The organism is Lutimonas sp., from assembly GCF_051011215.1.
GTDB lineage: Bacteria > Bacteroidota > Bacteroidia > Flavobacteriales > Flavobacteriaceae > Lutimonas.
Map to the genome: position 1 here is coordinate 23228 of NZ_JBPCUJ010000133.1, position 12647 is coordinate 35874.

The following is a 12647-nucleotide window of genomic DNA, read 5'->3' on the forward strand; positions in this document are numbered from 1 at the left end:
TTAAAAACTCCATGAAAAAACCGCTTCTTATGCTGGTACTGCTGGTACTTAGCTTAGTCACTATTGCATCCTGCAAAGACACCAGTCAAAATAACACGGCCGACGAATTGGCCAAGAGCAGCTATGTAAAAGATCATTTTAACAAAAAGGAAGTTACGATTGAAATGCGGGATGGTGTGAAGCTGCATACGACCATATACAGTCCCAAGGATGCAACAAAGCCCTACCCTATCCTTTTAAAAAGAACACCGTACAGTTGCAGACCTTATGGAGAGAACGAATTCCCCTCCGCCATAGGCCCCAATGAATACATGATGAAGGATGGTTATATTGTGGTTTATCAGGATGTAAGAGGCCGATGGATGAGTGAAGGAACCTATGATAACATGAGAGCCTATATACCGAATAAAAAAACAAATCAGGAAATTGACGAAAGCACAGATACCTATGACAGCATTGACTGGCTGGTAAAAAATATCGACAATAATAATGGCAATGTTGGAACCTGGGGTATTTCGTATCCAGGGTTTTATGCAACGTATTCCGCCATAGATGCGCATCCGGCACTTAAAGCTGCTTCACCTCAAGCATGTATTGGTGACTTCTTTTTTGACGATTTCCACCACAATGGAGCCTATTTATTGAGTTATTTCCGGGCTACTGCTGTTTTTGGAACACCCAAGGATCAGCCCATTGACACGGCCTGGTATAAAACACCAGATCTAAAAACAGAAGATCAATACCAGTTTTTTCTGGATGCAGGCCCTTTGAGCAACCTCAATACATACTTTCAATATGAGAATGTTGACCAGCCCGGATTAAGAAAAAAAGATCTGGTGGATGACTTTTTCTGGCAGGAACTCATTGACCACCCAAATTATGACAGTGTATGGCAAAAAAAAGGAATCATTCAGCATTTAAAAAACATAAAACCCAGTGTCGCCACAATGGTTGTGGGAGGATGGTTTGATGCGGAAGACCTTTATGGTCCTTTAGAAACCTATAAAACCATTGAAGCTCATAATCCTGAAAATTATAACACCATGGTGTTTGGGCCATGGTCGCATGGAGATTGGGCGAGAACCAAAATTAAAAATGCGGTGGGTAACTATTATTTCGGGGATTCGATTTCGAACTTTTACCAAAAAAATATAGAAACTCCTTTTTTCGAGCATTTTCTTAAAAATGACGGAGATCACAATTCAGGGCTCCCTGAGGCCTATGTGTATGATACAGGTAAAAAAAGCTGGAAAAAATATGAGACATGGCCACCTTCGAATACTTCAAAAAAAGAGTTTTACCTGCATGCAGACCAATTGCTATCAAGCAATCAGGCTCCAGTGTCCAAAAATTCCTTCATTAGTGACATCAAAAGACCCGTCCCCTATTCTGAAGATATTAAAACGGTGTTCACTCCAAGAAAATACATGACGGATGATCAACGATTTGCAGCCAGAAGACCCGATGTATTGGTCTATGAAACAGAGGTTTTAGCAGAAGACCTTACCTTGGCCGGCGATATCCTTGCGAAATTGCAGGTTTCCACAACTGGTACGGATGCAGACTGGATCGTAAAAGTAGTTGATGTTCATCCGGCGGAATTAGAGAATAACAATGAAGATCTTCAGGATCACCTTAAAATGAGTAATTATCATTTAATGGTGCGAAGCGAAGTGATGAGAGGAAAATTCAGAAACAGTTTTTCAAGACCTGAACCCTTTGTTCCTAGTCAAAAAACGCCTGTAAATATAAAATTACAGGATGTATTTCATACTTTTAAGAAAGGACACAAACTTCAGGTTCAAGTACAGAGCACCTGGTTTCCTTTGATTGATTTAAACCCTCAAACCTTTGTTCCAAACATCTTTAAAGCAGAGGAAAGCGATTTTAAAACCCAGACGCATTCCGTATACTCTGATTCAGCCATAGAATTTACTATCTTAAACTAGCTGAATAAAAAGGATTCATAGAACATTCCTGATATAAGAATCAATACCTCAAAGCCATAGTCTTTGTGTTTTTGTAATTATTTATATCAATTTAGAAGCATCATTCTTAGAGAATTATAAACGATTTAAAACCTTAATGAAGTAATAAAATCCGATGTCAAAAGGAACTATTGATGATATATACGGAAAAGCCATTCTCGATTATTTGAAAGGAAAAAAAGAAGTTTTGAATACCTTTTCATCTGTCGCAGGGCAGGATGAATTACCCTTAACACATCTCTTCAGGTCCTTTGAGGAAATGCCTGAATTGGAGCAAAAGGCACTACAGCTATGCCAAGGTAAAATATTGGATGTTGGTTGCGGCGCTGGCAGTCACTCTTTATACCTGCAGGAAAAAAACTTCGACGTCAGGTCCATTGATATTTCAAAAGGAGCTATCGGAGCCTGTAAATTCAGAGGGATCAAAAAGGCCTGTCAACAAGATATTTGGTTGCTAAAAGATGAAAAATATGACAGTATCATTTCTTTAATGAACGGAATAGGAATTTGTGGGACTTTGGATAATTTACCTGGTTTTTTGATTCACCTCAAGTCGCTGTTACATCCTGGTGGTCAGATTCTGATTGATTCTTCCGACATCATTTATATGTTTCAAGATGAAAATGGCTCATACGATGTTCCGACCGAAGGCAAGTATTACGGAGAGGTTACCTTCCATTTTACGTATAAAAAACAAAAAGGTCACGAATTCAACTGGCTCTATATGGATTATTCCAGGTTAGCAGCGTATGCAACCCAAGCCGGGTTTTCCTGCGAAAAGATCTGCGATGGAGTTCATTATGATTACCTCGCCAGATTGAGCCTCGAATAGGCAAATCATTTAAGACTGCTCTTTTCTTTGAAGCCAAATAAGAATGATAGCTGCAACGAGGCAGGTGACTCCCATCAAATACCAGGTAGATTCAAAACCAAATCTTTCAGAAAACTGCATACCGATATTTGGCCCCAAGATATGAGCTACAGAAAAAGACATACTATAAAGTGCCATATAAGCCCCCTGACGTCCCATTTTGGATCGGTCAAGTGCATATGAATTTGAAAAAGGAAAGCCCAGCATTTCACCAAAAGTCATCAATATAATTCCAAAAATTGCAAAACCTAACCAGTTCCCCATGTTGAGTATGAGAAAACTAAACATCAATAAAAAAGAACCGGCAATCACAATTTTCAAATTGTCCAATTTCCCTTTGTCCAGCGTATTTACCACCGGCATTTCTGTCAAAAAAATCAACAGACCATTCATGGCTAACATCAACCCAATTTTATCCTCTTCCAATCCCAAACGCTGACTATAATAGAGCGGAATGGTTGAGAAATACTGAACAAAAGTAAATCCAATCAAAAACAAGGCAAACCAGAAAATTAAATAATGACTGTCTTTATAGGGGGATAATTGTTTCGTACTCATTTGTTCTTCCCTTGTTTTTACCGCACTTTTCTGATTTAAAAATAATAAAATCACCAGTCCTGCCGCAAAACAAGTGAGTCCATCCACCCAAAATAAACTACGATAGCTCACATAGGTAATTAAGATACCGCCCAGAGCCGGCCCCATGGAGAATCCTAAATTTATAGCCAGCCTGATCAATGTTACAGAGCGTGTTCTGTTCTCGGGTTTGCTATAATCGTCCAAGGCCACCCAGACGGCTGGCCGAAAGGTATCGGCGAAAGTAGTCAGGACAAAAATACCGAGACAAAAAGCATAAAAGTCAGAAATAAACTGCAAGCCAAAGAATACCAGACTGGTGCAAAACAAACTCACAAACATCACTTTGTAATAGCCAATGCGATCGGTTAATTTACCACCTACAAACACGCCTATCAAGGAACCTATTCCATAACAAGTCAACACCCATCCTACCTGTCCTTTAGAAAAACCTAAAAAATTTGTCAGGTATAAAGACATAAAAGGCAAGACCATAGCTCCTGTTCTGTTAATCAGAGTAGTCAGGGCCATTAACCAAACTTCTTTAGATAAACCTTTATATGGAAGTATTAACTTTTCGAACATCCTGTAAAGATATGTTTTATACTTATTGACATTGTATTTATAAAATCATAAAAATTGATACAGGTATAGAAAGATAAATATTCAATTTTTTTAAGGTATATTTGGTTAAAACATTCCTTATGAAAATCAAATTATTGATTCTTTGCCTCTCTCTTGCAGCGGTCTCCTTTGCTCAGGAATCAAAAGAATATAAAAGTGCTAAAAAATTTCAGCAGAAATTAAATAAAGAATTTTCCAGCAAAGAAGAATCTCCTTTGACAGAAGAAGATCTGGCTGAATTTGAAGGACTGGAATTCTACCCGATCGACAGCAGTTTTATAGTAAATGCCCAACTTACTTTTCACAAGGATAGCGAACCTTTTGCTATGAAAACCACAACAGACAGGCTACCTGTTTATATATTATATGCTACGGCTCATTTTGAAATTATGGGCAAAAAATGTACACTCGAGATTTACCAGAACGAAAAATTAGTGCTCACACCGGAATATGAAGATTATTTGTTTCTGCCTTTCACGGATCTGACCAATGGCAATGGAAGTTATGGAGGTGGTCGTTATATTGATCTGTCACTTCCGGAAGGAGACAGCATGATTATTGATTTCAATCAGGCATACAATCCTTACTGTGCTTATAACGAAAAGTATTCCTGTCCGATTCCTCCTAAAACAAATGATCTGGACCTCGCCATTAAGGCCGGTGTCAAATCATTTCATGACTAAGCAGTTCACACCAGTTTAGCCAGATACATTCCCAAAAAAACGGCTAATATCGATAGGACAAAAGTCACGATCATATAAGGTAAAAAGCCAAAATAATCACCTGACTTGATGTAAAGGTGATTTTCGTAGGCAAAGGTTGAAAAGGTTGTGAAGCCACCGCAAAATCCTGTAGCAAGCAACAAAGAATGATTTTCACTTAAAAAATCATTTCTGGCTGAATAGCCTAAAATAAAACCGATGATCAGACTACCCAGAATATTCGCCAGTAAGGTTCCAAAGGGAATGGCATTCTCAAAATTATTCAATCTGAGACTAAGCCAATAGCGTGCAACACTGCCCAAACCTCCTCCAAGAAATACCAATAACACCTGTTTCACGGTCTTTATTTAAAAGTTATTTTTTCCGCTCTTCTCCAACTCCATTTACCAGTGATGACTCCTTTATTGAGAGTAACGACCCCTGGATTAGAACGTATAATGGTCTTTAAGGTTGTTTCATCACAAAAGAGCAAGTCAAAATCAAGCTTGTATTCGGACTTTAGCTTCTCATAATCTTCTTGTGTGGAAGCCGAGAAACAATATACAGAATAGCCGCTTTCCATGGCGCGATCTGCGAGTTCTTTGATTTTAATCATACCCTTGTCACTGGTCATACTCAAATTATAAGCCACAATAAGCATGAGCTTCTCTTTGGCCATCAACAAGTCGGTAATATCTTCCCCATCTCTTTCCATCGTGAAATCGTGAATCGGAGGTACATACCCTTCAACCAAGGTTCGTGTCTTTCTGTCAACAAAAGTCGCTCCTTCAATGCTCCATGGTTTCTCTTCAGTTGTAAAGGTTCTGTCCTCACCATTCACATTATAGACCCATGTATCCTCATAAACAGGTTTTTCCGCATCTTCCGGAATCAGCATTCCTTCCGGGATACTTTTTCCAACAGCATAAGCCCGGAAATCAATAATGGGTAAATACCTCAAAACATAAATGACAATTCCCACAAACACCAATAAGGAAATCAAGCTAACTCGTTGGGCAAAACTATCTGATAAAATGGGTTGTATATCATACATTCTCAGCAACAACACCAGAATTAGAACGATCAATATCACATTCTTATAGAAGGTTTCCCAAGGAGTCAAAGTGATGGCGTCTCCAAAGCATCCACAATCTGTAACCTTATCATAATAAGCTGAGTACCATGTTAAAAACAAAAACAACAGGCTGATAAAAAATAAACTCCACACGGTAATTTTTGATTTAAAACCTACCAGGAGCATCACACCCAACATAATTTCTGCCAGGATCAACAAAATGGAAAACTGCAACGCAAATGGACTAAGGAATTCCAGATTCAGCACATCGGCTCCAAAATATTCTTCGAATTTATAGGCCGAACCCAAAGGATCCACCAATTTCACAAAACCTGAAAAAATAAAGGTCACTGCTACAAAAACCCGTATGACATGTGTCAATAATTGCATCATTAAATAATTAAATTTTCATTAATATCAAGGCAAATACAGCATAGTTAATCATGTCCTGATAATTCGCATCGATTCCTTCAGAAACAATTGTTTTACCTTCATTGTCCTCAATTTGCTTCACTCTTAGCAATTTTTGAAGAATCAAATCTGTCAGAGAACTTATTCGCATATCCCTCCAGGCTTCACCATAATCGTGGTTTTTGTTCTCCATAAGTGATTTGGTCTCTTTTATATGCTTATCATAAAGTGCAACGGCCTGATCAACATCCAGATCTGGTTGCTCAACCACTCCTTTCTCCAACTGAATAAGCGCCATAATCGAATAATTGATGATCCCGATAAATTCAGACATTTCTCCTTCATCCACTTTTCTAACAGAATTTTCTTGTAATTGTCGTATCCTTTGAGCCTTGATAAAAATCTGATCGGTCAGTGATGGTAATCTTAAAATTCGCCACGCACTTCCGTAATCACTCATTTTATTCATAAAAAGGGAACGGCATTTGGCCGTTATAGCATCATATTCTTTTGATGTATTTTGCATAAAATTATATCAGCGTGAATGTTTATTTTTACGGAAACGAATTTATAAAAAACTCATGATATAATATCCTTGGTTTCCTTATTTTTACAAAATCAATCATCAATCAAAGCCCTTAATATGAAACGAATTGCAGTGTTTTGCGGATCCAGTAGAGGGTTCAATAAAGAATATGCCCAAGCGGCAGAGAAATTAGCCGATTATTTCGCTTTGAACAATATTGGACTTGTTTACGGAGGAGGGAAAATCGGGATCATGGGAGCCATTGCCAATCGTATGATCAAGTCGAATGCTGAAGTAATAGGTGTAATTCCTGGTCTGTTGAAACATGAAGAGGTGGCACATACCGATCTTTCCGAAATGATCGTAACCAAAAAAATGTCAAAAAGAAAGGTGAAGATATCGAAACTGGTAGACGGTTACATTGCTCTTCCGGGCGGTTTTGGCACCTTGGATGAAATCTTTGAGGCCCTTACCTTAGGGCAACTGGGAATTGAAAATAAGGCCATTGGCATTTTAAATACCAACCATTTCTTTAAACATACCCTTCTGCAACTGGATCATATGGTGGAGGAAGGTTTCCTTAAAAAAGAGAATAGAGAAATGATCATGGTCAGTGAATCCATAGATGATCTTATTGCGAAAATGCGATTATATCAAGCACCTAAACTGAGTAAAGTAGTAAACACCGTTGTCATTAAGTAAATCGTATAAATCTATGCTGCTAAATTGTAAAGGACAACTCCTCGATGTGACCAGGCCAAAGATTATGGGAATCCTGAATGTGACCCCGGATTCGTTTTACGATGGTGGACGCTATAAATCAGAAAAAGAGATTCTGAATCAGGTTGAAAAAATGCTGGAAGAAGGAGCCACTTTTATCGATCTTGGAGCCTACTCTTCACGACCTAATGCCGATCATATCTCTGAAAAAGAAGAAATGTCAAGATTGCTGCCTATGGTTAAACTGCTTGTGAAAACATTTCCAGGTATTCATTTATCGATAGACACTTTTAGAAGTCAGATTGCGAAAGAGGCCGTTTATGAGGGTGCCGGTCTGATCAACGATATCTCTGCCGGTGGTTTGGACAAAAACATGTTTGCCACTGTTTCCAATTTACAGGTGCCCTATTGTATCATGCACATGATTGGAACTCCGCAAAATATGCAGAATAACACAACCTATGAAGATCTGTTAAAAGATATGATTCATTATTTCTCAAAAAAAATATTCGAACTGCGTCAACTGGGACTCAATGATATACTTATCGACCCTGGATTCGGATTTAGCAAAACCCTGAATCAAAACTTTGAATTATTGCAAAAAATGGACCTGTTAAATACGTTTAACTTGCCTGTTTTAGTAGGTTTATCCAGAAAATCGATGCTGTACAAACCTCTTAACAGCACTGCCGTCCAGGCCCTAAATGCCACCACAGCGGCTCATATGATAGCACTTAAAAAAGGGGCGAAAATTCTCAGAGTGCACGACGTCAAAGAGGCTCGGGAAGCCATTTTAATTTTCGAAAAAACTGGATCATGCCATTAAGACAAACTATTTTTCCGGGCTTAATAGTCTTACTGCTGTTCACTGCCTGTCAAAAAAAAGAGGTTCAACTTCCTTTAATTGATCTACCAGGAATTTCAGAAATTCAAAATCATTCCAGTATTTGGGTTTTTATGAAAAATGACAAGGGTAAAAAAATGGCTGATCTGAACAAGAACAATAAGATCATAAACACCCACTGGATTTATAATATGGACAGAAGGCTTCCTATGAAGGAAGTAGTGCCTATTCTAATCAACATGCAGAAAAATAAATACAAGGACTCCATGCATAAAAAAGGGGGCATGAAAAGTTACTTCAGTTATGCGGACACTGAGTCTGAAAGCATCTCATTGTTGCTGTTTCCAAGGACCAAATTTGTTTCAGATTCCCTGCAATTGATAAAAGAAGTGGAGCGAAGATCATGTTCGGTGGTTCTTGAATTACTTGAAGATGAGTTTTTAATCAAAGGAAGAAGTTATCCGCTTGTCGAAATGCCCGAAATAATAGCTAAAGAAGTACCTTGCGAACAAGGAGAACAGCTTAAAGTCCTTTTGAAATATCAGGACGATACACAGTACCAGACCTATCTTGAGGCAAAAGTTTATTTGAATGCTTATGACATTCGCTGCGATTCAATTGAATATTTTGATACTGTAAAATAATTCATACATTTACAAAAACTCGCTCAGAATTGGATCAATTTAATTTTTTAAACATTGGCTTTCTAGACATCCTGGATATTGTTTTAGTTGCTGTCTTACTCTTCTATATTTTCCGACTCATACGTGGAACAGCTGCGATAAATATCTTTATTGGAATCGCCATCATTTACCTCATCTGGAAACTCACGCAAGCTCTTGAAATGGAGCTCTTAAGTGATATTCTCGGTAATTTTCTAGGGGGTGGATTTATTGCGTTAATCATTGTTTTTCAGCAAGAAATAAGAAAGTTTCTACTGATGGTAGGTTCTACAAATTTTGCCTCCAAAAAAGGGATTTTAAAGCATTTCAAATTTTTTAAAACCGAGATTGCTGCCAATAGTCAGATTGATGATATTGTTAGTTTTTGTGAAGAAATGGGTAAGATTAAAACTGGTGCCTTGATCGTGCTGCAGAGAAATAACAGTTTGGAATTTGTCAAAATGACGGGAGATGAAATGGAAATCAAGGTGAATAAACCTATTTTGAAAAGTATCTTTTATAAAAACAGCCCCCTGCATGATGGGGCTATCGTTATTGAAAATGATACCATTACGGCCAGTAGGGTGATTTTACCTATAGAAAATACAGTGGAAATTCCTGCTCATTTTGGATTGCGTCACAGAGCCGGACTAGGAATAACAACGAGAACAGATGCCTTGGCACTCATTGTTTCAGAAGAATCAGGACAAGTCTCTTATATAAATAATGGTGCCTTTATACTCTACGAAGATTTTGCTGAACTAGCTGAGTTGGTCAAAGACGATCTTGCCTAGCTTCCTTTTAACTCGCTTGCTTTTGAAGAAACTGTATGTTATAGAGATTACTATAATGACCTTTTTTATCCAATAGCTCTGTATGACTTCCTTGCTCAACAATCAGCCCATCTTCCATTACAATGATCTTATCAGCCTTTTGAATAGTCGCCAACCTATGGGCAATAATGATAGAAGTTCTGTTTTTTGTCAATTTTTCTGTCGCTTCCTGTATCAACTTTTCAGAATAAGAATCGATTGATGAAGTCGCCTCATCTAAAATCAAAATACCAGGCTTGCTCACTGAGGCGCGTAAAAAGGCAATCAATTGCCTTTGTCCCACCGACAACATAACTCCCCTTTCTTTCACGTTATAGCCATATCCACCGGGTAAGGACATGATAAAATCATGAATACCAATTACTTTTGCCTGTGCTTGAACTTCTTCCATCGAAATGGAAGTATCTTTCAGTGTTATATTATTATATATGGTATCTGAGAACAAAAAAACATCTTGTAAAACGACCGCTATCTGATCTCTTAATTGATGTAAGTTATAGTTCTTAATATCCACATCATCTATAGAAATACTACCGCTATTTATATCATAAAATCGATTAAGGAGATTTATTATCGTGGACTTACCTGCTCCGGTTGCTCCAACAATTGCTACTGTTTCTCCGGGTTTCACCTCAAAAGAAATTCCTTTAATTACCTCCTCATTATCAATATAACTGAAATGAACATCTTTGAATTGAACCTTCCCTTTAAAGGTCGTTATAGGCACGGTACCAGTGTCAATCTCTGATTCATTCGCATCGACAATTTTAAACACGCGCTCCGCAGCAACCATCCCCATTTGAAGGGTATTAAACTTATCGGCAATTTGCCTCAAGGGTCTGAAGAGCATATTGTTCATCATAATAAAACTGATGATTTGCCCAGCCGTAACCGAATCACTTGTTGCAGCATTTAGACCTCCGTACCAAACTACCAGTCCAATGGCAATAGATGGAAGTACTTCAGCGATCGGGAAAAAAATTGAATTATACCAAACCGTTCTGATCCAGGCCTTTTTATGCTTGTCATTGATACTTTTAAATTTATCATATTCTATTTTTTCACGCGTGAAAAGCTGTATGATACGCATGCCGGTAATACGTTCCTGAACGAAACTGTTGAGGTTGGCTACTTCTGTTCTAACATCCTGAAAAGCGCCTTTCATGGCTTTTTGAAAAATTTTGGTTGCAAAAATCAGAATGGGTAAAATGGCAAATACAATCAAGGCCAGTCTCCAATTCATCCAAAGCATCACAACCGCAATCACGGACATTTTCAAAAGATCGCTAATAATCATAAACAATCCCTGACCAAAAACACTTGCAATGGTTTCGATATCAGACACAACTCGGGTTACCAACTTTCCCACCGCAGAAGTATTAAAATACTTCATTTTAAACTGCAGCAAATGCTTAAAAAGCTGAGTTCTCATGTCTCTGATAATATTCTGCCCAAGCCAGTTGGCAAAATAAATAAACAGAAATTGAAACAATACCTCAAAAACAAGTACCAGCACCATAATCGAGGTGAAAAACACCAATTGCTCTGCATCCTTGTTAAATATATAGTCATCAATGATATCCTTCAAAAGAATGGGCCGTATGGCCGCAAGCATAGCCACCGAAAGCACAGCTATTACAGAAATGCTAAACTGTAATTTATAATGACTGGCATAGGCCATTAGACGCTTAAAAAGCTTCACATCATATACCTTTCCTATGACTTTCTTATCTTCTTTCTTTTCAGACATATTTATTTGTTAAAAATATGATTCGGATATTCCACGGAGGTCAAAAACAATCCTTTGGCCTTTACTGAAGCCCCCGCCCGGGTTCGGTCTCTTGACTCAATAACGTTTTGAAAACCTTCGATACTCATTTTTCCTTTACCAACCTCGAGAAGTGTCCCAACCACAGCTCTTACCATATTTCTTAAAAACCGATTCGCCTTAATCGTAAAAACCAGCTGGTCTTCATTTTGTTCCCAATAGGCCTCAGTGATGTCGCATAAATAGTTTTTCACATCCGTCTTTGTTCTCGAAAAGCACTTAAAATCAGAATAATCCATGAGCATTTTCGCAGCCTTATTCATCAATTCAACATTGAGAACTGCCTGCGAAACTTCCATACTCAACTCTTTTTGAAAAACATCCTTCACTAAAGAAATCTTATATTGATAACTCCTTGATACTGCTTGAAACCTGGCATGAGCATCCTCAATGACACTTACAATTTGAAAAATAGCAATATCATCCGGCAAAAAAGAATTTAGTTTGAACTTTAACTTTTCTTTATCTATTTCGTGCTTTGCATCAAAATGTGCAAAGAATTGACTGGCATGAACCCCTGTATCGGTTCTTCCACATCCTACTATGGAGGTTTTATTTTTTAACAATAATGACAATGCCCTTTCAATGGTTTCCTGAATCGAAATTTCATTGGGTTGAATTTGCCATCCATGGTAGTTTCTACCATTGTAAGAAAGTTCAATAAAGTATCTCAAAAAGCTCTAATTTTACGCCCCACAAAGATACTTAATTAAATCAATTCTACTTTGGCGCTTAAAATTTTACTACTATCAGATTCTCACAGTTTTATCGATGAAAACATTCTAAATTACTGCTCACAGGCAGATGAAGTATGGCATGCGGGAGACATAGGTTCATTAGAAGTAAGCACAGCAATTCAGAAAGTGAGCGACTTAAGGGCCGTGTATGGAAATATTGACAACAAGGATATTCGCGCCGAATTCCCTTTGGACAATAAATTTATGGCGGAAAATGTCAGCGTTTGGATGACGCATATTGGAGGATACCC

Annotated in this window: 14 protein-coding genes; 8 read left to right on the forward strand and 6 right to left on the reverse strand. The window is 37.9% G+C overall.

The genetic code is table 11. The features are described 5' to 3' along the window. Nucleotides 1–11: 11 nt before the first annotated feature. Both ACR2MV_RS13085 and ACR2MV_RS13090 read left to right on the forward strand, forming a co-directional pair. Nucleotides 12–1949 carry a CocE/NonD family hydrolase gene (locus ACR2MV_RS13085; RefSeq protein ID WP_434022368.1) on the forward strand — a complete coding sequence of 646 codons (1938 nt, stop codon included), beginning with the start codon at nt 12–14 and terminating at the stop codon, nt 1947–1949. A gap of 154 nt (nt 1950–2103) precedes the next feature. Continuing rightward, complete coding sequence (locus ACR2MV_RS13090) at nt 2104–2820, forward strand: class I SAM-dependent methyltransferase (RefSeq protein WP_434022370.1); 717 nt, start codon at nt 2104–2106, stop codon at nt 2818–2820. Between the two features lie 9 nt (nt 2821–2829). On the opposite strand, the gene ACR2MV_RS13095 is transcribed toward ACR2MV_RS13090, so the two are convergent. Then, the gene (locus ACR2MV_RS13095) at nt 2830–4020 is read right to left on the reverse strand and encodes an MDR family MFS transporter (RefSeq protein ID WP_434022371.1); all 1191 of its coding nucleotides are present in this window, start codon (nt 4018–4020) and stop codon (nt 2830–2832) included. Nucleotides 4021–4139: 119 nt separating this feature from the next. Here ACR2MV_RS13095 and ACR2MV_RS13100 point away from each other — a divergent pair, with 119 nt between their 5' ends. After that, nucleotides 4140–4742 (forward strand): DUF1684 domain-containing protein, encoded by a 603-nt coding sequence (locus ACR2MV_RS13100; RefSeq protein WP_434022373.1) that lies wholly within the window; start codon nt 4140–4142, stop codon nt 4740–4742. Between the two features lie 5 nt (nt 4743–4747). Here the strand turns inward: ACR2MV_RS13100 and crcB are convergent, their stop codons facing one another. The 3 genes from crcB to ACR2MV_RS13115 are packed head-to-tail and all read right to left on the reverse strand — an operon-like array spanning nt 4748 to nt 6772. After that, on the reverse strand, nt 4748–5119 hold the full coding sequence (gene crcB / locus ACR2MV_RS13105; RefSeq protein WP_434022374.1) for a fluoride efflux transporter CrcB: 372 nt from the start codon (nt 5117–5119) through the stop codon (nt 4748–4750). Nucleotides 5120–5124: 5 nt separating this feature from the next. Next, the gene (locus tag ACR2MV_RS13110; protein ID WP_434022376.1) at nt 5125–6228 is read right to left on the reverse strand and encodes a BT_3928 family protein; all 1104 of its coding nucleotides are present in this window, start codon (nt 6226–6228) and stop codon (nt 5125–5127) included. A gap of 7 nt (nt 6229–6235) precedes the next feature. Then, nucleotides 6236–6772, reverse strand: a complete 537-nt coding sequence (locus tag ACR2MV_RS13115) for a DUF1599 domain-containing protein (RefSeq protein ID WP_434022378.1) — start codon at nt 6770–6772, stop codon at nt 6236–6238. A 117-nt stretch (nt 6773–6889) separates the two neighbouring features. Here ACR2MV_RS13115 and ACR2MV_RS13120 point away from each other — a divergent pair, with 117 nt between their 5' ends. The 4 genes from ACR2MV_RS13120 to ACR2MV_RS13135 are packed head-to-tail and all read left to right on the forward strand — an operon-like array spanning nt 6890 to nt 9792. Continuing rightward, a complete protein-coding gene (locus tag ACR2MV_RS13120) occupies nt 6890–7474 on the forward strand; it encodes a TIGR00730 family Rossman fold protein (RefSeq protein WP_434022379.1) in 585 nt (194 codons plus the stop codon). A gap of 13 nt (nt 7475–7487) precedes the next feature. After that, nucleotides 7488–8318, forward strand: a complete 831-nt coding sequence (gene folP, locus ACR2MV_RS13125) for a dihydropteroate synthase (protein ID WP_434022380.1) — start codon at nt 7488–7490, stop codon at nt 8316–8318. Beyond that, the gene (locus ACR2MV_RS13130; protein ID WP_434022381.1) at nt 8309–8980 is read left to right on the forward strand and encodes a hypothetical protein; all 672 of its coding nucleotides are present in this window, start codon (nt 8309–8311) and stop codon (nt 8978–8980) included. Before folP ends, ACR2MV_RS13130 begins: the two co-directional genes overlap by 10 nt. Before the next feature lie 29 nt (nt 8981–9009). Continuing rightward, entirely contained in the window at nt 9010–9792 is a 783-nt protein-coding gene (locus ACR2MV_RS13135) for a diadenylate cyclase (RefSeq protein WP_434022383.1), read from the forward strand. Between the two features lie 7 nt (nt 9793–9799). Here the strand turns inward: ACR2MV_RS13135 and ACR2MV_RS13140 are convergent, their stop codons facing one another. Further along, nucleotides 9800–11581, reverse strand: a complete 1782-nt coding sequence (locus tag ACR2MV_RS13140; RefSeq protein ID WP_434022384.1) for an ABC transporter ATP-binding protein — start codon at nt 11579–11581, stop codon at nt 9800–9802. A gap of 2 nt (nt 11582–11583) precedes the next feature. Continuing rightward, on the reverse strand, nt 11584–12333 hold the full coding sequence (gene truA, locus ACR2MV_RS13145) for a tRNA pseudouridine(38-40) synthase TruA (protein WP_434022386.1): 750 nt from the start codon (nt 12331–12333) through the stop codon (nt 11584–11586). A gap of 51 nt (nt 12334–12384) precedes the next feature. Between truA and ACR2MV_RS13150 the strand changes: the two genes are divergently transcribed. After that, nucleotides 12385–12647 (forward strand): metallophosphoesterase family protein (locus ACR2MV_RS13150; protein WP_434022387.1); only part of this gene is annotated, 263 nt, incomplete at its 3' end.

Bases quoted from the DNA above. Each gene is read 5' to 3' on its own strand.
- ACR2MV_RS13085 (WP_434022368.1), top strand. From the start codon at position 12: ATGAAAAAACCGCTTCTTATGCTGGTACTGCTGGTACTTAGCTTAGTC.
- ACR2MV_RS13090 (WP_434022370.1), top strand. From the start codon at position 2,104: ATGTCAAAAGGAACTATTGATGATATATACGGAAAAGCCATTCTCGAT.
- ACR2MV_RS13095 (WP_434022371.1), bottom strand. From the start codon at position 4,020: ATGTTCGAAAAGTTAATACTTCCATATAAAGGTTTATCTAAAGAAGTT.
- ACR2MV_RS13100 (WP_434022373.1), top strand. From the start codon at position 4,140: ATGAAAATCAAATTATTGATTCTTTGCCTCTCTCTTGCAGCGGTCTCC.
- ACR2MV_RS13110 (WP_434022376.1), bottom strand. From the start codon at position 6,228: ATGATGCAATTATTGACACATGTCATACGGGTTTTTGTAGCAGTGACC.
- ACR2MV_RS13115 (WP_434022378.1), bottom strand. From the start codon at position 6,772: ATGCAAAATACATCAAAAGAATATGATGCTATAACGGCCAAATGCCGT.
- ACR2MV_RS13120 (WP_434022379.1), top strand. From the start codon at position 6,890: ATGAAACGAATTGCAGTGTTTTGCGGATCCAGTAGAGGGTTCAATAAA.
- folP (WP_434022380.1), top strand. From the start codon at position 7,488: ATGCTGCTAAATTGTAAAGGACAACTCCTCGATGTGACCAGGCCAAAG.
- ACR2MV_RS13130 (WP_434022381.1), top strand. From the start codon at position 8,309: ATGCCATTAAGACAAACTATTTTTCCGGGCTTAATAGTCTTACTGCTG.
- ACR2MV_RS13140 (WP_434022384.1), bottom strand. From the start codon at position 11,581: ATGTCTGAAAAGAAAGAAGATAAGAAAGTCATAGGAAAGGTATATGAT.